Here is a 17,971-nt window from a genome sequence, read left to right as displayed (position 1 = left end):
GATCCAGGAATACCCGAAGCAAGCGGAACTCCGCCCCGCTCAACGACACGATCGTGCCTTCGTCGTCGAGCAGGTGGCGCGCGGTGGTGTCCAGGCGCCAGCGGCCGAAACCGAGCATGCCGCTGGCTTCGGTCACGCGCAGGTTCGGCGGCAGCATGCGCGTGCGGCGGATCACCGCGTTGATACGCGCCAGCAACTCGCGTGGCGAGAACGGTTTGACCACGTAGTCGTCGGCACCCATCTCCAGGCCGATGATCCGGTCGGTCTCGTCGTCCCGCGCGGTGAGCAAAAGCACCGGGATTGCCCGGTGTTTGCTTGCGCGCAGGTTACGGGTGAGCACCAGGCCATCGTCACCCGGCATCATGATGTCGAGCACGATGAGGTCGACGGCGGTGGTGTCGAGCAAGGCGTTCATCTCGCGACCATCTGCCGCCACGCTGGTGCGCAGCCCATTCTTCTGCAGGTATTGCGCGACACCGGTGCGAATCTCGCGGTCGTCATCGACAACGAGGATATGGTCGACATGGTCCATGCCAGGCTCCGGGTTACCAGGTGAAAGAAAGGGTCAGGTTCACGCCTTGCCGAGCAGCTGGCGGACGCGTGCTTCGGTTTCGTCGTAGTTTCCCTCGCCGTAGTGGCTGTAGACAATCTTGCCGTTCTGGTCGATCAGGTACAGCGCCGGCCAGAAGCGATTGCCATAGGCGTTCCAGGTGGCGTAGCTGTTGTCGACCGCGACCGGGTAGGTGATGCCTTGCTGCCTGATGGCCGAGGCGACACCCCCTAGGTCGTGCTCTTCGTCGTACTCCGGCGTATGGACGCCGACGACGACCAGGCCATCGTTGGCATAGCGCTGGTACAACGCCTCGGTGTGGGGAACCACGTGGACGCAGTTGATGCACTCGTGCGTCCAGAACTCCACCAGCGTGACCTTGCCGTGCAGGTCCTTCAGCGACAGCGGCTGGGAATTGAACCAGTGATCGATACCGGTGAATTCAGGCGCGGGCACGACGGCCGGGGCGGACGCGACATCGCCGGCCCGGTCACGTGCCCAGCCGGCAGGCCAGGAAGCAATGGCTGCGATACACAAGACGGAAAAGACGAGGAGCAGGCGGGGAGAGGTCATGGCAAGTCACCTGTGCATTGGGGATGACTTATTTAAGCGCCGCCACGTATCCCACGCGTGTCGCGCGAGGGCCGTTTTGTATCCAAACGTAGCGGGCCGCCGCGGCGTGTTCCGGCCCTGGGGAGCCCTGGTGTGTATCTGAATGTATCCAGCGGCCTTCGCTACACATTCCGACGCGTTTCGGCAGGGGTGGCGACACACCCGTGATACCCCGCGGGCGCCTCCTAGTCATCACCTCCAACCGAACGGGATACCACCATGTCACGCATCGAGAACGTCCTCTATACCGGCAAGACCCGTACCACCGGCGGCCGCGACGGCGAGTCGCGCAGCTCCGACGACCGCCTGGTGGTCAAGCTGTCACCCCCCGGCACAGCCGGCACCGGCACCAACCCGGAACAGCTGCTTGCCGCCGGTTGGTCCGCCTGCTTTATCGGTGCGATGGGTCTCGCCGCCCGTGCGCAGCACATCGCCCTGCCCAAGGATACCGAGGTGAACACCGAGGTCGATCTCGGTACCTCGGGTGAGGAGTACTTCCTCCAGGCCCGCCTCAACGTGAGCCTTCCCGGGCTTGACCGCGATGTCGCCCAGTCCCTGATCGCTTCCGCGCACCGCACCTGCCCGTACTCGAAAGCGCTTCACGGGAACATCGACATCGTCACCACGCTCGCCTGAGTGGCTCGGTTACCATCGGGACTTTCCACGATGCAAGGCTGGACCGATGGGGATGTTTCACCGACTTGTGGCTTGCGCTGCTCTGCTTTGTGCGTCGGCGGTTGCCAACGGGGCTACCGCCGATGCGCCCCCGCCTGACGCGGCGGCCCCCTGGTGGAAGCACGCCTTCATCTACGAGATCTACCCACGCAGCTTCGGGGATAGTAACGGCGATGGTATCGGCGATCTCAATGGCATCACCGGGCACCTCGACTACCTGCAGAAACTCGGCGTGGATGCCATCTGGATCGCGCCGATGTACCCCTCGCCACAGGTGGACTTCGGGTACGACATCGCCGATTACCAGGCCGTGGATGCGAAATACGGCTCACTTGCCGACTTCGACCGCCTGATAAAGGCAGCGAGCGAGCGTCATGTCCGCATCATCCTGGACATGGTCCTCAACCACACGTCGGACAAGCACACATGGTTCATCGAATCGGCCAGCTCGCGTGACAATCCGAAATCCGACTGGTACGTGTGGAACGACGGCATCGACGCGAAAACAGCGGGCGCGACGGATCTGCAGAAACGCAACACCCACAATGGTCGCATCCCGCCCAACAACTGGGAGTCCGTGTTTGGCGGCTCCGCCTGGGAATGGGCGCCCGCGCGTCGGCAGTTTTATTACCACCGCTTCTACGTGCAGCAGCCGGATCTCAACTGGCGCAATCCTGCGGTCGAAAAGGCGATGTTCGGCGCCATGAGGTTCTGGCTCGACCGGGGCGTGGCGGGTTTTCGCCTCGATGCGATCTCGACGCTGTTCGAAGATACGCAGCTGCGCGACGATCCGGTGCGCCCGGGCACGAATGCCCAGGGCGATCCCAACCTGCATTCGCTCTACAGCGACAACCTGCCTGAAGTGCACGACGTGATGCGGCGCATGCGCGCGATGGTCGGTGCCTATCCGGGCGACCGCGTACTCATCGGTGAAACTTACACGCCCGACATCCCGACGCTGGACGTGTGGTACGGCACAGCAAAGGCGCCCGAGCTCCAGCTTCCCATGAACATGCTGCCCGGCTTTGGCTGGCAGGCGAGCTTCGATGCCGACTGGTTTCGCAGCCATCTCGCTTCCTCGCAGGAGGTGCATGGCCAGCCACTCATTGTCTTCGACAACCACGACAATCCGCGCTCGATCGACCGTTTTGGCGACGGCGAGCACAACGTGGCACGCGCCCGGATCGTGGCCACCGCACTGTTGACCACCCGCGCGGTGGCGCTGACGTACTACGGTGCGGAGCTCGGCATGACGACGGCCACGCCGACACGCGTCGAAGACGTCCGTGACCCGATCGGTGTCACCGGCTGGCCGAAGGAGAAAGGTCGCGACGGTGAACGTACACCTATGCAATGGCTGCCGGGCGCGCAGGCGGGGTTTTCGACCAGCCCGCGAACCTGGCTGCCCGTCACGTCTGACCACGTGACGATCAACGTCCAGACCGAACTGGCCCGGCCGGATTCGCTGCTCAACTGGTACCGCGATCTTGCCGCGCTTCGTCGCGACAACGCCGCCCTGCGCGACGGCGCCATGACCTTCCTGGATCGGACCAACGCCCACGTCCTCGTCTACCGGCGCGAGGGCACGCAGCCGGTGCTGGTGATGCTGAACTTCAGCGGATCGCCGCAGCGCCTCGCGAACGGCCTGATGCCGGGCAAGATAACGACACTGATGGCGAGTGACCCTTCCCTGCGCTCGACGACAGCCGTCGAAGGCGCCACCCTTCCCCCTTATGCCGCATGGGTGGTGACACCGGGGGCGGATTAGCCGTTTTGGGTATGTGAGCGACGGCCCGTCGGGCGTAGATTATTGCGAGCCACTGGAGATACGCATGTTTCGTCGGTCGTGGGTCGTTTGGGTGTCGCTGCTCGTTGCTGCAGCGGCACATGGCCAGGAGATGCACGACCACGGGATGCCCGAGAAGCTCGGGAAGGTGACGTTTTCCATCTCCTGCGACCCGAAGGTGCAGCAGCCCTTCGATCGCGCCGTCGCGCTGCTGCATTCCTTCGCCTACGGTCCCGCCACGCAGGCGTTCCGCGATATCGCCGCTGCCGATCCCCACTGCGCCATGGCGCACTGGGGCGTGGCGATGACCTACTTCCACCCCGTGTGGGCGCCTGCGCTTCCACCGGACACCTTCGCCGCGGGCCAGAAGGAAATGCTCGAAGCAACCCGGCTGGGTGCCACGACACCGCGCGAGCAGCAATTCATCCACGCACTTGGCGAGCTCTACAAGGTCGATGCCGGCCTCACGCTGGCACAGCGCACGCTCGCCTATCAGAAGGCCATGGCCGAACTGGCTCGAAGCAACCCGAACGATGTCGAAGCCCAGGTGTTCTATGCCGTCGCGCTCCTGTCGAACGCGGCGCCTTCGGACAAGACCCACGCCCGACAGAAGCGGGCCATCGATATCCTCGATCCCCTGTTCCGGACGCATCCCGACCATCCCGGCATCGCCCATTACCTTATCCACGCCTGCGATAGCGCCGAGTTGGCGCAGCGTGGGCTCCCTGCTGCCAGGAAGTACGCGTCCATCGCACCCTCGGCACCGCATGCGCTGCACATGCCTTCGCACATCTTCACGCGTCTCGGCCTGTGGAACGACTCCATCCAGTCCAATCTCGCCTCCCAGGCATCCGCGCGCGCGCACGGCGACACGATGGGACAGCTGCACGCGATGGACTACCTGGTTTACGCCTATATGCAGACAGGTCGCGCGAAGGAAGCCAGTGCGGTCGTCGACGCGATGCGCACCATGCCTTCGCTCGACATGGAGGATTTCGGTATCGCTTATGCCGCTACCGCCATGCCCATCCGTGTCGCCGTGGAGCAGTCGCATTGGGCGGATGCCAGTGCGATCAAGGATGCTTCGGGAGCACCGCCCTCCGTCGTCGCCATCGCCGTATGGGCGAGGGGGTTGGGACTGGCGCGCACCGGGCATGCCGCGGAGGCGCGACAGGAAGCGAACCGCCTGTCACAGATAGCCACACAGCTCAACGCGACCGGCGACACCTATTGGTCGGCGCAGACGAGCGTGCTGGCGGACGAAGTCATGGCCTGGGCGGCGCAAGCCAGCGGCGATACGGCAAATGCGGTGAGGTTGCTCAGCACTGCCGCAGACAAGGAGGACGCGCTGGAGAAGCGGCCGGTGACGCCGGGACCGATCCTTCCCGCGCGCGAACAACTCGGCGATCTCCTGTTACTGCAGAACCAACGAGCCGCCGCACTGGCAGCCTTCCAGACCACGCTCGCGCAGTCACCTGGCAGGGCAGGCGCGCTACGAGGCAAAGCCCTCGCCTCCCCGTAGGAGGGCCCGAACCACGCAGGCAGCGATCGCAAGATTTCGCGACCTATCCCGCGGAAAGCCGCACGAATGGCCGGCTCCTCCATGATGCCCATGCCAGAATGCCCTCAACGAATGCCGCGACCAGATATCCCATGACTTTCCCCCGCTCCGTCGTATTCGCCGCCCTGGCGATCTGCGCGACCTTTGCCCTGACCACGGCCACCGGCGCGCCCCAGACGGCAGCGACGGGCGCCGCCACACCGTCCCGGATCGCGCTGGCTCCTACCGACCAGCAAGCCGTCGCCGGAAAGGTCGCCACGCTATTCCTGACCCGGTTCCACTATCGGCCCCGGCCGCTGGACGCCGCGTTCTCGGCTGTCGTCTTCGACAAGCTGGTCGAGACGCTCGACCCCGAGCGCAGCTATTTCACCCAGGCCGACATCGCGCACTTCGCACCGCTCCGTCCCACGCTCGGCACAGCCATCGACCAGGGCGACCTGACGCCCGCCTTCGAGCCGGTGAATCTCTACCTCAACCGGATCGTGGAAGAGTCGCGCTACGCGCAGTCACTGTTGAAGGATGGCTTCGACTTCACGGCCCACGAATCCATCGCCACCGAGCGCAAGGCGCTGCCGTGGCCTGCATCGACAGACGAACTCCATGAGCTTTGGCGCGAGCGCGCCAAGGAAGACTGGCTCCGCCTGAAACTGGCCGGACAGGGTGACGACGCCATCCGCAAGACGCTCACCCATCGCTACACGAACCTCGCTTCCCGCATCGGGAAGACGAGCGCCGACGACGCGTTCCAGCTTTTCATGACGGCGTATGCCGAGTCGACCGATCCGCACACCGACTATTTCGCCGCCGAGGYCGCGACGGCATTCAACACCGAGATGTCGCTGTCGCTGGAAGGTATCGGCGCCTACCTGCGCGAGCACGACGAGTACACGCAGGTCACCGAACTGATCGCAGGAAGCCCCGCGGCAAAGTCCGGGAAGATTCACGTCGGCGATCGCATCACCGGGGTCGGCCAGGGCAGCGCCGGTCCCTTGACCGACGTGATCGGCTGGCGGTCGGATGACGTGATCGCACTGATCAAGGGCAAGAGCGGCACGACGGTCCGTGTCGAGCTGCTACCCGACGAAAGCAAGGGCGATGTCGCTCCACACGTCGTCACACTGACCCGCCGCCATATCAGCATCGAAGACGAAGCCGCGAAGCAGACCGTGCTCCAGGTCGGCGGCCCAAACCATGCGCACAAGCTGGGCATCATCACCGTGCCCTCGTTCTATGAAGACTTCGACGCCCGTCGCGCAGGCGACGCGAACTATCGCAGCGTGACGCGCGACGTCTCGCGCATGCTCGGCGAACTGAAGAAGCAGAACGTCGACGGCGTGGTCATCGACCTCCGCGACAACGGCGGCGRCTCGTTGACCGAGGCCTCGGACATGGTCGGCCTGTTCACGGGCGCGGGACCTGTCGTGCAGGTGCGCAGCGCGGATGGCAAGGTCGATGTGCAGGGCGCCACGAATGCTGCGCCGACCTGGACGGGTGCGCTCGGTGTGCTGGTGAACCATGGCTCGGCATCGGCTTCGGAGATCTTCGCCGCAGCGATCCAGGATCGCGGTCGTGGCGTCATCCTTGGCCAGCGCACCTTCGGCAAGGGCACGGTGCAGAACCTGCTCGACCTGGACGAAGCCGTCGAAGAGGAGCACGAGGGCAAGCTCGGCGAACTGAAGATGACGATCGCCCAGTTCTATCGCATCAACGGCGACAGCACGCAGCTGCTCGGCGTGACACCGGACATCGCCTTCCCGGCGACGGAAGACGAGAAGGACTTCGGCGAGTCGACCTATAAGAACGCATTGCCGGCGTCATCCATCGCTGCCGTGCCGCATACGCACGACGCCATCCTCGGGCCGCTCGTGCCGAAGCTCGACAGCGCGCACGCCGCGCGCGTGCAACATGCGGCGCGGTGGCAGCTGACCATCGACGAGCTTGYCGCTTTCCAGGCCACGGCAGCCCGCACCACCGTTTCGTTGAACCTCGATGAGCGCAAAGCCACCCGCGAGGCCGACCTGAAAGCCTCCGCGGACTTCCGTGCGCGTCGCAACGCGCTGAACCTGGCCGATGGCCTCCCGGCCGACGACGATGCCTCACCCCAGGGCGACGACGGTCTCGACCCGGAAGAGCGCAGCGTGGCGCAGGACAAGCGCCCGGAGCCCACCAAACCGTCGAAAGATCCGTATGTGCAGGAGGCCGCGCAAATCATCGCCGACGAAGCGGCGATGACGATGACGGTAGCTCCCTCCCCGAAGGCGGGGTAATCTCACGGAACAGGGATAGGTTTCACATGCTGCGAACGCAAGGAGCACTCCATGAAGCATCGCGCATCCCGCGCCTTCATTCGTCGACTGGCTGACGTCGTCGCGCAGGCTCACGTACATCGCCCTCAGGCTCAACGACGCCCAGTCAACGATGGTCATGGACAGCACGTCCGAGTCGGACATAACGGCAACTCCCGCGGCATTCGACCTTTTCGTCAGGACATTTCCCACGCGTGATTGCAGGTCGTACGTCGTGGACTTCCAGTTCACGGACAGGAACGGCGATCCGGAGTCGAAGGTCGTCTTGATAAGCTGGCTCCCAGATGGCGCCGACATGCGGTCCAAGCTCGTGCTGGGTTTACGCAATGAGGACCTCCGCCGGCAGCTGCCTGGGATTTCCGCCTATGTCGAAGCGACGACCGCGGATGAAGCCTCCTACGACACCGTGCTTCGTCAGATCGACGACCTCCATCGCGAAAAACCTACGGCACCGCCATGATGCGCACGGCCGGCGCGGTCGCGCACGCGCATCGCACCGTCAATCGTAAAAGGCAGGAATAATTCGCAAGGTGTCGGTTTGTGCCTTGTCATGATTGATGAATAGCTGGGCATGATAGGTGCCCATCATGGTCCTGACCTTTTCCATCGACGCGATGGACGCCGCCTTATCCGTGTTCAGTGTGGGCACGACGTTATTGTGGAAATTCGCGGCGAGATGGACGACGTCCCCCGACAGGATGATGAAGCCCGACTTCCTCAGATGGACAAGCAGGGATTGGCTTCCGGGCGTATGACCGGGCGTCGGAAACAGCGTGACACTGCCGTCGCCGAACACATCCGTGTTCCCGTCGAGAAGCTGAAGATGCTTCGGTGTTCCCATGAGTTTGCGCGCAAGCGCTTTCAACTGGTTCACGTTCGCGTTCGGCCCGTCGGGCGAACTGATCCATTCGTATTCGACGCGCTGTATCAGCACCGTCGCATTGGGGAACAGCGCGACGTTTCCGATATGGTCGCCATGTGTGTGCGAAATCGCGACGTACTGGATATCGTCCGGCTTCAGGCCGACCGCGGAAAGTTGCCCCGAGATTGTTTTATCGAGGTGATAAACGATCAACTGGGGAAGCGTCGACCAGCCTTTCGGGTCGTTCAACGCGGATTCCGGAACCCCGGTGTCCCAGAGTAACCATTTGCCGCGCCGCTTGATCAGCCAGCAGGTCGACGAGAACTCGATCGGACGTCCGACGTTCTCCCCGGGGGTCCATACCGATTCATCGTTCGCGAGCGAATGTCCGCAATCCAGCCGATACAGCCGATCTGCGAAGCCGGCCCGTGCCGGATCGGGAAGAGGCGTTTCTGCCTTTGCCGGGCGTGCGATAACAAACCCGATCCATGCTGTCAGTATGATCACTGACGTCAACGCCCGTTCGCGCATTCCCATGATGTCCACTCCGCTAGGCCGGCCAGGATATGAGGACACGAGCGTGATACGAAGGATTGGCGAATTGTGCCCATCCATTGGCGTAGTCAATGTCGGGCGCACGCGGTCCTTGATACGACCTTGATACCGCCTATACGAATCCCCCCGCCGTCTTGAATCGGACCGCCCTACGCTGATCGCCTCCATTTCGAGAGGCCCTTCGTCATGCGTCAGATCCCGTCCTTGGCCGCGCCAACATGACCGCCTTCGGCTGCGTGTTGCTGCTCGCGCTGTTTGCCTACCTGCTCTACGCGCTGATCAAGCCCGAGCGGTTCTAAGCCCTTCCACCGAGGTATGCCCCATGTACGACATCGTCTTCGTGACTGTGGCGGCGCTTTTCTTTGCCACCACTGCCTGCCTTGTCATCGCCCTGGACCGGATCTGAGCGCACATGTCCATTGATATTGCCCAATTTGTCGTGCTCCTTGCCCTGATGGCCGGCCTTGTCGTCGTTGCAGGGCGCTGGCTTACCCGCGTCCTCACCGCGCAGAACCACTGGCTTCCCGAGCGTGTCGGCTACCGCCTGCTGGGTGTCGATCCCGGTGCTCCCATGGACTGGAAGCGCTACGGCATGGCGCTCGTGCTAAGCAACGCCGCCATGATGCTGCTGGGGTACGCCATCCTGCGCCTCCAGGCCTGGTTGCCCTTCGACGCCCTGCAGCGACCGGCACAGACACCGGACCTCGCGTTCAACACCGCGGCGTCCTTCGTCACCAATACCAACTGGCAGTCCTACTCCGGTGAGTCGAGCCTCTCCAACTTCTCGCAGATGGCGGTCATCACCTTTCTGATGACGGTGAGCGCCGCTTCGGGCATTGCCGGTTGTGCCGCCTTTATTCGCGGTCTCGCGCAGCGCGAGGCTCGCGACGTCGGTAACTACTGGACGGACTTCAGCCGTATCACCTGGCGCCTGCTGCTTCCCGTTTGCGTGCTGCTCGCGCTGGTGTACGTGTGGCAGGGCATCCCGCAGACGCTGGCAAGCAGTGCAGATGCCACAACACTCGAAGGCGCGACGCAGCACATCGTGGTCGGCCCCGTGGCGAGCCTCGAGGCCATCAAACACATCGGCACCAACGGCGGGGGATTCTATGGCGTGAACGCCGCGCACCCGTTCGAAAATCCCACGCCGCTTACCAATCTGCTGCACATGCTGGCGATGTTCCTGGTGCCTTCCGCGTTGACCTTCGCGTTCGGCCGCATGCTCTCCCGCCGGAAGCAGGGCTGGGCCTTCCTGGCCGCCTTCGTCGTGATGTTCGTGGGCTTCCTGTGCGTGGAGTATCCCGCGGAGCTCCACGGCAACCCGATGTTCACCAGCCTTTCCGTCGACCAGACACCGGGAGCCTTGCAACCGGGCGGCAACATGGAAGGCAAGGAGATGCGCTTCGGCATCGCCCAGACGAGCGCCTTCGTTGCCGTCACCACGGCAGCCACGACGGGCTCGGTCAATGCGATGCACGACTCGCTCACGCCGATCGGCGGGATGGTGCCCCTGTTCCTGATGATGCTCAACGACGTGTTCGGCGGGGTCGGCGTGGGGTTCATCAACCTGGTGGCCTTCGCCATCCTGACGGTGTTCCTCGTTGGCATGATGATCGGCCGGACACCCGAATTCCTCGGCAAGAAGATCGAAGCGCGCGAGATGAAGCTGGTGATGCTGGCCGTGCTCGCGCATCCGTTCTGCATCCTCGGCTTCACTGCCTTGGCTGCGATATGGCCAGGTGCCTCCTCGAGTTTTGCGAACGCCGGGCCGCATGGATTCAGTGAGCTGATCTACGCGTATACCTCGGGCACGGCGAACAACGGGTCCGCCTTCGCCGGTCTGAACGCGAACACGCCGTTCTACAACACGACGATCGGTCTGGCGATGCTGATGGGCCGTTACTTCACGCTGCTGCCCATGCTCGCGGTAGCGGGCTCGCTGGCTTCGAAGCGAAGCGTGCCGGAGAGCCTGGGCACGCTGCCAACGGCGACGCCACTGTTTACCTGCCTGTTGATCTTCGTGATCGTCGTGGTCGGTGGCCTCACCTTCCTGCCGGCGCTCGCACTCGGACCCATCGTGGAGCAACTCGCGATGACGGCACACCAGTTCTTCTAAGGCCATGACCATGTCCCTTTCCCTTGTTCGCCCCGTTCTCGTTTCGGCCGTGCTGTTCATGGCGGTAACCGGTGTGGCCTATCCGCTGGCGACGACCGGCCTTGCCACCGCGCTGTTTCCTCGCCAATCGACCGGTAGCCTGGTGCGCCACGGCGATACAGTGGTCGGCTCCGCTGTGCTCGGCCAGGACTTCCACACGCCGCGCTACTTCCATCCGAGGCCCAGCGCGACGGGCGACATGCCCTACAACGCGGCGGCCAGCGGCGCCAGCAACCTCGGTCCCACCAGCGCAAAGCTGCGCGACGCCGTGCGTGAGCGTGCGGAGGCTTTTCGCAAGGAGAACAGCCTCGCGCCCGGTGCACCGGTCCCCGTCGATGCGGTCACCGCCTCTGGCTCCGGTCTCGACCCCGACATCAGCCTTGCGAACGCGCATGCGCAGTCGCTGCGTGTAGCAAGCGAGCGGCACCTGCCGGTGAGCGACGTCAACGCCTTGATTGACCGGCTCACGCAAGGCCGCCAACTGGGCTTGCTCGGTGAGCCGCGCATCAATGTCCTCGCCTTGAACCTCGCGCTCGACGGCGCGCCGATCCGGACCTTTCCATGAGCACCCTGCAACCCACCCTTCCCGAAAACCTCGATGCCCGCCCGGCGATCGCCTCGCCAGGCGTCGGCGCGATCATCTTCGGTGCCTTCGCCAAGCTGGCACCGGCGACGCAATGGAAGAACCCGGTGATGTTCGTCGTCTACCTGGGCAGCATACTCACCACCATCCTTGGCATTCAGGCCCTGCGCGGTCACGCTGACGCGCCGGCCGGCTTCGTCTGGGCGATCGCCGGCTGGCTATGGTTCACCGTGCTTTTCGCCAACGCCGCCGAAGCGCTCGCCGAAGGACGCGGCAAGGCGCAGGCGGAAGCCCTGAGGGCGGCGAAAAAACGCGTGCATGCCAAGGTGCTTCGCGAACCGCGCCGGGACAGCCTGTGGCACATCGCCGGCAGCGACGAGATCACCGCGGGCACGTACGTGCTGGTGGAAGCGGGCGAAGTGATTCCCGCCGACGGCGAGGTGGTCGAAGGCATCGCGTCCGTCGACGAATCGGCCATCACCGGCGAGTCCGCGTCCGTCATCCGTGAATCCGGCGGCGACTTCTCCTCGGTGACGGGCGGTACGCGGGTGCTCTCGGACTGGATCATCGTGCGCGTCACGGCCAACCCTGGCGAGGCCTTCCTCGATCGCATGATCGCCATGGTCGAAGGCGCGCGACGCGGCAAGACGCCGAACGAGATCGCCTTGACCATCCTTCTTGTGGCGCTCACCGCCATCTTCCTCATGGTCTGCGCCAGCCTGCTGCCGTTCTCGGCGCTGAGCGTGGCGTTGAGCGGCCACGGCACCGTCGTGAGCGTGACGGTGCTGGTCGCACTTCTGGTTTGCCTGATCCCCACCACCATCGGCGCGTTGCTTTCGGCCATCGGCATCGCCGGCATGAGCCGCATGCTGAAGGCGAATGTCATTGCGACGTCCGGCCGCGCGATCGAGGCCGCGGGCGACGTCGACGTGCTGCTGCTGGACAAGACCGGCACCATCACGCTGGGCAATCGCCAGGCACACGCCTTTCTCCCCGCCGCAGGTGTCACCGATGCGACCCTGGCCGAGGCGGCGCGCTTCGCCTCGCTGGCCGACGAGACGCCGGAAGGCCGCTCCATCGTCGTGCTGGCTCGCGAGTGCCTGGGCACGAAGGAGCCCGCTTTCCCGGCGGGAAGCGTGGCGGTGCCCTTTACCGCGCGTACTCGCATGAGCGGCATCGACGACGGTAAACGCAGTATTCGCAAGGGTGCAGCCTCAGCGGTGCGCGCGCACGTTGAAAGCCTCGGCGGCGCGTTTCCCAACGATGTCGAGCGCGCCGTGGAAACCGTGTCCCGCCGCGGAGCGACCCCGCTCGTTGTCGCCGATGGCCGCCACGTGCTGGGCGTGGTCGAGCTGAAGGACATCGTGAAGGACGGCATCAAGGCCCAGTTCGCCGAGCTTCGCCGCATGGGCATCGCGACCGTTATGATCACCGGCGACAATCGCCTGACAGCCGCTGCCATCGCCGCGGAGGCCGGCGTGGACGACTTCCTGGCCGAAGCCACGCCCGAGGACAAGCTGGCCCTGATTCGCCGCTACCAGGGCGAAGGCCACCTGGTGGCGATGACCGGCGACGGTACGAACGATGCGCCAGCGCTGGCGCAGGCCGACGTAGCCGTGGCGATGAACAGCGGCACGCAGGCGGCCAAGGAAGCCGGCAACATGGTCGATCTGGATTCCAACCCAACCAAGCTGCTGCGCGTGGTCGAAGTAGGTAAGCAGATGATCATGACCCGAGGTGCGCTTACCACCTTCAGCGTGGCAAACGACCTTGCCAAATACTTCGCCATCGTGCCGGCCGCCTTCGTGGCAACGTATCCCTCGCTGGAAGCGCTCAATGTCATGCGGCTTCACTCGCCCGCCTCGGCCATCCTGTCGGCGGTCATCTTCAATGCGCTGATCATCGTCGCGTTGATTCCGCTGGCCCTGCGCGGTGTGCGCTATCGCCCGGCGCCAGCAAAGGACCTGCTGACTCGCAACCTGCTGGTCTACGGATTAGGAGGCATCATCGCTCCCTTTGTCGGCATCAAGCTGATCGACCTCGTGCTTACGCCACTGATGTGACGTCGGCCGTGCTCATACCGATAGCCGCACCCGCGAGGGGGCGGCTATCATGGACGACGATGATCCCGCATACCATCAATGTAACGCCGCGCCCGTTTCGCTACCGCGTTCTGGCGTATGCGGTGGCGGCCTGCGCCACCACCACCGGCATTGCGGCGCTTCTCCTGCGCGTGTTCGATCTCTCCAACGTGGTGATGGTGTTCCTGCTCACCGTCGTGCTCGTAGCACTGCGCTGGGGCCGAGCGGCCGGCGCACTGGCGGCCTTCGTCGCTGTCGGCAGCTTCGACTTCTTCTTCGTGCCTCCGGTGTGGTCTTTCCATGTCTCGGACACGCAGTACGTCTTCACGTTCTTCCTGATGCTGGTGGTGGCGCTCGTCACCGGGCAGCTTGCTGCGCGACTGCGCGACGAGGCCGTCACCGCTGCCGCTGGCGAAAGACGTGCAAGCGCACTAGCCGCCGTGGCGACGGACTTGTCGGTGGCCGTACGCGACGACGACATCGCGCGGGTATGCGCTGCACGCATCGGTCCGTTGTTCGATGGCCGCGCCACGCTCCTGCTTCCCGGCGACGACGAGCGTATGCCGTCGGACAACGCGGCAGACACGAGCGTTGCCCAGTGGGTGCTCGAGCAAGGCCTCCCGGCCGGGCGCGATACCGACGCGCTGCCTGCGAACGATGCAACGTACCTTCCGCTTTCCACGGCCATGCGGACGCGGGGCGTCCTCATGCTGGAGCGCGCGACAAGAGATCCGCTGGACGCCGGCCAGATTGCCTTGCTTCGTGCGTTCCAGTCCCTTGTCGCACTGGCGATCGAACGCGTGCACTACGTCGAAGTGGCACATGAAACCCAGCTGCGCATGGAGGGCGAGCGCCTGCGCAGCGCCCTGCTTGCCGCCGTGTCCCACGATCTGCGAACGCCACTGACGGCTATTCGCGGGATGGCCGGCATGCTGGGCGAGAACGAGGTAGCGCATGCCATCGTGAATCAGGCCGACCGCATGCAACGCCAGGTGGTGAACCTGCTGGACGCGGCCCGCATGCAAGGCGAAGGCGTGCGCCTCGACTTGCAATGGCACGCGCTGGATGAAGTCGTCGGTTCCGCACTGGCGGCGGTGGACCTCGGCGACCGCCGGGTCGTGGTCGACATGCCCCGTCAGTTTCCCCTGGTGCAACTGGATGCCGCCCTGTTCGAGCGTGTGCTGGCAAATCTGTTCGACAATGCCGCCAAATACACACCCGACGACGCGACAATCCGGATCCGTGCCGACCGTACCGGCGCGCGCATCCACTTGACGGTCGAGGACGACGGCCCCGGTTTTCCCTCGGGCATCAATGCGGACTCGCTGTTCGAAGCGTTTTCCCGGGGCGCGCGCGAGTCGGCCGTTCCAGGTGTCGGCCTCGGCCTGGCGCTGTCACGGCGTATCGTCGAGGCACACGGCGGCAGTATCTCCGCGTCGCGCGGCAAGCCACATGGCGCGCGTTTCGAAATCATTCTGGCCGCCGGTGAGCCGCCGACGATCGATCTGGAAGACGTCACATGAACAAGCCACGCATTCTGGTGGTCGAAGACGAATCGGACATCCGCCGGTTCCTCCGGCTCGCGCTCGAGCGCGAAGACATGACCGTGTTCGAAGCCGGCGATGCGCTGCGCGCCCGCATCGAGGCAGCCAGCCGCCAGCCCGACCTCATCGTGCTCGACCTCGGCCTGCCCGACGACGACGGCAAGGCGGTGATCCGCGATGTCCGCGGTTGGTCGTCGGCACCGATCATCGTGCTTTCCGCGCGGGACATCGAAGCGGAAAAAGTGGCTGCGCTGGAAGCGGGCGCCGACGATTATCTTGCCAAACCCTTCGGTGTCCCCGAACTGGTGGCCCGCGTACGGGCCCAGCTGCGCCGGGCCAGCCTGGCCGGCGAGCGTGGCCAGGCCAGCGCGCGCGTGCGCTTTGGCGATATCGAAGTGAATCTCGCGACGCACGAAGTCTCCCGTCACGGCGAAGCCGTACACCTCACGCCGATCGAATACCGCCTGCTCGTCGCGCTGGTGCACGGGCAAGGAAAGGTGCTGACCCACCGGCAGCTCCTGCACGACGTATGGGGGCCGGGGTATGCCACGCGGCCTCATTACGTGCGCGTGTACATGGCGAATCTCCGGCAGAAGCTGGAAGACGAGCCGGCAAGGCCGCGCCACCTCGTGACCGAGCTTCAGGTGGGGTATCGACTGGCAGGTCTCGCCTGACGCGTCTTGATGGCGCCTTGATATCGCGGCAGCCAATACAGCGCCGTCCTTAGACGTCGGTGCCTAGCATGGGTGGTCATCCCTGATCCAAAGGCCTGACCATGATCGTCCGTTCCATGCTTCTCCCCATCGCTCTCCTCGCCGCCATTCCTGTCTTCACCGCCCACGCCGATGAGGCTGCGCCCATCTGTACGGATCGTCCCACCAAGGCCAATGCGCCTTGCACCGTGCCCGAGGGCACGTGGCAGCTGGAAACCGATGTGGGTAATGCCACGCACGACGCTCACCCCGGCAGCAGCACCGACACGCTTTACTTCGTCAACCCGTACCTCAAGTACGGCATCGGCGCCCACACCGACATCGAAGTGAACTGGGCACCGGCCGTGCGCGTGACCACGAAAGAGGGAGGCGAACGCCACACCACGCGCGGCTCAGGCGACATCTACGTGCGGGTGAAAACAGCCCTCTACAGCGGCGACATATTCAGCGCCTCGGTCATCCCCTTCGTGAAGGCTCCCACGGCCTCGCACGACATCGGCAACAATCGGTGGGAAGGTGGTGTCGCCGTGCCGATAAGCGCAGCGGTGGGCGGCGGATTCTCAGTCACGATCGGTCCGGAAATCGATGCGCTGGCGGATGCCGACGGTCATGGGCGACATCTCGCCGTGACGAATCTCGTGAATGTGGCCCACCCCCTGACCAGCCGGTTGTCCGTCGCCGTGGAGTACTGGCGCCAGGACAACCATGATCCGTCAGGCCACGTGAAGCAGGAGTCCGCCGATATCGCGTTTACCTTTCTGGCCAGTCCCGATCTGCAACTGGACGTCGGCGCGAACATGGGTGTGAACAATGCGACGCCGGACCATCAGTTCTATGCGGGGCTGTCATATCGATGGTGAGGTAGAGGGGAGCGGTATCATCGACTGACCCGATCATTGCAAGACCGTCAGATGACCGCTCCCCTTTCCCTTCCCGAGTCGCCCGAGCGCGTCGTGCTGGGTAGCGAAACACGGATGGTTCGAGGCAGTGCCCCCTACAGCGACTGACCGAGGCGCGCTTCGAGCGCCCCACGATAGGTGCGACTCACCCTGGCGCGGCCACCGTGCCGGAGCACCACGTCGAACTCGCCGTGAGAGATGGGCTCCATGCGCAGAATGCTGTCGATGTTGACGATTGCTGAGCGATGAACGCGCACGAAGTGGTGGGGGTCGAGGTTTCCCTCGAGATCGTTCAGCGACGCGCGATAGAGCAGCGGCCGGCCGGCGATATGCAGATTGACGTAAACCCCGGCGCCCTCGATCCAGTCGATATCGGCGACACGGATCAACTGCGTCACGCCGTTCGACTTCAGCGCGAGACGGTCGAGGTATCGCTTCGACGCCACTCGTTCGGAGAACATGTGCATGATGCGATGCCCGAAGGCATGCAACTGGCGCTCCGCCAGCCGCGTCTTCGCCCGCGCCAGCGTGGCTTCCAGCCGCTCGTCACTGAAGGGCTTCAGCAGGTAATCCAGGGCATTGGATTCGAATGCACCAATCGCATGCTGGTCGTACGCCGTCACGAATACCGTCAACGGCATGTGCGAAGGACCGATACTCTGGACGACACCCAGGCCGTCCAGTTCCGGCATCTGCACATCCAGGAAGACGAGATCGGGCCGTGCTTCCTCGATACGTTCGATTGCCTGTAGGCCATCGCTGGCCTCGAGTAACGAGGTGATCTGGATATCCTGCTTCAGTACGTCGATAAGGCGCTGGCGCGCCGGCGCTTCGTCGTCGACGACCAGAACGGAAAGCGGCGCGTCAGGCGATGTTTCGATCATGGGAAACCTGATGCAGGCGCAGGGGGAAACGAATATCGACTTCCGTGCCGCCTTCGTGCCGTCGAGCGATGGCAAAGCGACTCGAACCATCCGCATAGCCGGCAATGCGTTCGCGCGTCACCGAAAGGCCCACGCCTGGCCGGCTACCGTCCTGCCAGTTCGCAGGAAGCCCCACGCCGTCGTCCAGGACCTGGATATGCAGCTG

At 64.4% G+C, this 17,971-nt stretch carries 16 protein-coding genes and 1 pseudogene; 12 read left to right on the top strand and 5 right to left on the bottom strand.

What is annotated here, in order from left to right:
- A partial coding sequence (locus AC1DSN_RS07775) for a response regulator (RefSeq protein ID WP_477330185.1) occupies positions 1-532 on the bottom strand: 532 nt, incomplete at its 3' end.
- Positions 533-571: 39 nt separating this feature from the next.
- Positions 572-1,123 (bottom strand): redoxin family protein, encoded by a 552-nt coding sequence (locus AC1DSN_RS07770; protein WP_477293804.1) that lies wholly within the window; start codon positions 1,121-1,123, stop codon positions 572-574.
- Between the two features lie 258 nt (positions 1,124-1,381).
- Between AC1DSN_RS07770 and AC1DSN_RS07765 the strand changes: the two genes are divergently transcribed.
- The 5 genes from AC1DSN_RS07765 to AC1DSN_RS07745 all read left to right on the top strand — a co-directional run bounded on the left by AC1DSN_RS07765 (position 1,382) and on the right by AC1DSN_RS07745 (position 7,950).
- Complete coding sequence (locus AC1DSN_RS07765; protein ID WP_477293802.1) at positions 1,382-1,798, top strand: organic hydroperoxide resistance protein; 417 nt, start codon at positions 1,382-1,384, stop codon at positions 1,796-1,798.
- Positions 1,799-1,850: 52 nt separating this feature from the next.
- On the top strand, positions 1,851-3,605 hold the full coding sequence (locus AC1DSN_RS07760; protein ID WP_477330183.1) for a glycoside hydrolase family 13 protein: 1,755 nt from the start codon (positions 1,851-1,853) through the stop codon (positions 3,603-3,605).
- A 64-nt stretch (positions 3,606-3,669) separates the two neighbouring features.
- Positions 3,670-5,145, top strand: a complete 1,476-nt coding sequence (locus tag AC1DSN_RS07755) for a hypothetical protein (RefSeq protein WP_477293798.1) — start codon at positions 3,670-3,672, stop codon at positions 5,143-5,145.
- Between the two features lie 131 nt (positions 5,146-5,276).
- Positions 5,277-7,451 carry a carboxy terminal-processing peptidase gene (locus tag AC1DSN_RS07750; RefSeq protein ID WP_477330181.1) on the top strand — a complete coding sequence of 725 codons (2,175 nt, stop codon included), beginning with the start codon at positions 5,277-5,279 and terminating at the stop codon, positions 7,449-7,451.
- A 58-nt stretch (positions 7,452-7,509) separates the two neighbouring features.
- Positions 7,510-7,950: an actin depolymerization factor/cofilin- and gelsolin-like domain-containing protein gene (locus AC1DSN_RS07745; RefSeq protein WP_477293812.1), complete on the top strand. Its 441-nt coding sequence runs from the start codon at positions 7,510-7,512 to the stop codon at positions 7,948-7,950.
- 39 nt (positions 7,951-7,989) lie between these two features.
- Here AC1DSN_RS07745 and AC1DSN_RS07740 read toward each other — a convergent pair whose 3' ends face one another.
- Positions 7,990-8,889: an N-acyl homoserine lactonase family protein gene (locus tag AC1DSN_RS07740; RefSeq protein WP_477293794.1), complete on the bottom strand. Its 900-nt coding sequence runs from the start codon at positions 8,887-8,889 to the stop codon at positions 7,990-7,992.
- A gap of 236 nt (positions 8,890-9,125) precedes the next feature.
- On the opposite strand from AC1DSN_RS07740, the gene kdpF reads away from it, so the two are divergent.
- The 7 genes from kdpF to AC1DSN_RS07705 all read left to right on the top strand — a co-directional run bounded on the left by kdpF (position 9,126) and on the right by AC1DSN_RS07705 (position 16,843).
- The gene (gene kdpF, locus AC1DSN_RS07735) at positions 9,126-9,206 is read left to right on the top strand and encodes a K(+)-transporting ATPase subunit F (protein ID WP_477293810.1); all 81 of its coding nucleotides are present in this window, start codon (positions 9,126-9,128) and stop codon (positions 9,204-9,206) included.
- A 113-nt stretch (positions 9,207-9,319) separates the two neighbouring features.
- The gene (gene kdpA, locus AC1DSN_RS07730; protein WP_477293792.1) at positions 9,320-11,023 is read left to right on the top strand and encodes a potassium-transporting ATPase subunit KdpA; all 1,704 of its coding nucleotides are present in this window, start codon (positions 9,320-9,322) and stop codon (positions 11,021-11,023) included.
- 10 nt (positions 11,024-11,033) lie between these two features.
- Complete coding sequence (gene kdpC / locus AC1DSN_RS07725; RefSeq protein ID WP_477293790.1) at positions 11,034-11,627, top strand: potassium-transporting ATPase subunit KdpC; 594 nt, start codon at positions 11,034-11,036, stop codon at positions 11,625-11,627.
- Positions 11,624-13,708 carry a potassium-transporting ATPase subunit KdpB gene (gene kdpB / locus AC1DSN_RS07720; protein ID WP_477293788.1) on the top strand — a complete coding sequence of 695 codons (2,085 nt, stop codon included), beginning with the start codon at positions 11,624-11,626 and terminating at the stop codon, positions 13,706-13,708. Before kdpC ends, kdpB begins: the two co-directional genes overlap by 4 nt.
- A gap of 59 nt (positions 13,709-13,767) precedes the next feature.
- Positions 13,768-15,249: a DUF4118 domain-containing protein gene (locus tag AC1DSN_RS07715; RefSeq protein ID WP_477330179.1), complete on the top strand. Its 1,482-nt coding sequence runs from the start codon at positions 13,768-13,770 to the stop codon at positions 15,247-15,249.
- On the top strand, positions 15,246-15,944 hold the full coding sequence (locus AC1DSN_RS07710; protein ID WP_477330177.1) for a response regulator: 699 nt from the start codon (positions 15,246-15,248) through the stop codon (positions 15,942-15,944). Before AC1DSN_RS07715 ends, AC1DSN_RS07710 begins: the two co-directional genes overlap by 4 nt.
- A 101-nt stretch (positions 15,945-16,045) precedes the next feature.
- Positions 16,046-16,843: a transporter gene (locus AC1DSN_RS07705; RefSeq protein ID WP_477293782.1), complete on the top strand. Its 798-nt coding sequence runs from the start codon at positions 16,046-16,048 to the stop codon at positions 16,841-16,843.
- Between the two features lie 134 nt (positions 16,844-16,977).
- Here the strand turns inward: AC1DSN_RS07705 and AC1DSN_RS07700 are convergent, their stop codons facing one another.
- A complete protein-coding gene (locus AC1DSN_RS07700) occupies positions 16,978-17,766 on the bottom strand; it encodes a LytR/AlgR family response regulator transcription factor (RefSeq protein WP_477293780.1) in 789 nt (262 codons plus the stop codon).
- Positions 17,747-17,971, bottom strand: a pseudogene (locus tag AC1DSN_RS07695) (hypothetical protein); the annotation flags it as partial. The gene AC1DSN_RS07700 and the pseudogene AC1DSN_RS07695, both read right to left, overlap by 20 nt.

This window comes from Luteibacter sp. P4_D7_3, from assembly GCF_056401735.1.
The sequence above is the reverse complement of the archived record's forward strand: the minus strand, read 5'-3'. Positions and strand labels throughout refer to the sequence as shown.

What these genes read in the sequence shown, in the direction of transcription:
- AC1DSN_RS07770 (WP_477293804.1), bottom strand. Translation starts at nt 1,123, where the DNA reads ATGACCTCTCCCCGCCTGCTCCTCGTCTTTTCCGTCTTGTGTATCGCA.
- AC1DSN_RS07765 (WP_477293802.1), top strand. Translation starts at nt 1,382, where the DNA reads ATGTCACGCATCGAGAACGTCCTCTATACCGGCAAGACCCGTACCACC.
- AC1DSN_RS07760 (WP_477330183.1), top strand. Translation starts at nt 1,851, where the DNA reads ATGTTTCACCGACTTGTGGCTTGCGCTGCTCTGCTTTGTGCGTCGGCG.
- AC1DSN_RS07755 (WP_477293798.1), top strand. Translation starts at nt 3,670, where the DNA reads ATGTTTCGTCGGTCGTGGGTCGTTTGGGTGTCGCTGCTCGTTGCTGCA.
- AC1DSN_RS07740 (WP_477293794.1), bottom strand. Translation starts at nt 8,889, where the DNA reads ATGGGAATGCGCGAACGGGCGTTGACGTCAGTGATCATACTGACAGCA.
- kdpF (WP_477293810.1), top strand. Translation starts at nt 9,126, where the DNA reads ATGACCGCCTTCGGCTGCGTGTTGCTGCTCGCGCTGTTTGCCTACCTG.
- kdpA (WP_477293792.1), top strand. Translation starts at nt 9,320, where the DNA reads ATGTCCATTGATATTGCCCAATTTGTCGTGCTCCTTGCCCTGATGGCC.
- kdpC (WP_477293790.1), top strand. Translation starts at nt 11,034, where the DNA reads ATGTCCCTTTCCCTTGTTCGCCCCGTTCTCGTTTCGGCCGTGCTGTTC.
- kdpB (WP_477293788.1), top strand. Translation starts at nt 11,624, where the DNA reads ATGAGCACCCTGCAACCCACCCTTCCCGAAAACCTCGATGCCCGCCCG.
- AC1DSN_RS07715 (WP_477330179.1), top strand. Translation starts at nt 13,768, where the DNA reads ATGATCCCGCATACCATCAATGTAACGCCGCGCCCGTTTCGCTACCGC.
- AC1DSN_RS07710 (WP_477330177.1), top strand. Translation starts at nt 15,246, where the DNA reads ATGAACAAGCCACGCATTCTGGTGGTCGAAGACGAATCGGACATCCGC.
- AC1DSN_RS07705 (WP_477293782.1), top strand. Translation starts at nt 16,046, where the DNA reads ATGATCGTCCGTTCCATGCTTCTCCCCATCGCTCTCCTCGCCGCCATT.
- AC1DSN_RS07700 (WP_477293780.1), bottom strand. Translation starts at nt 17,766, where the DNA reads ATGATCGAAACATCGCCTGACGCGCCGCTTTCCGTTCTGGTCGTCGAC.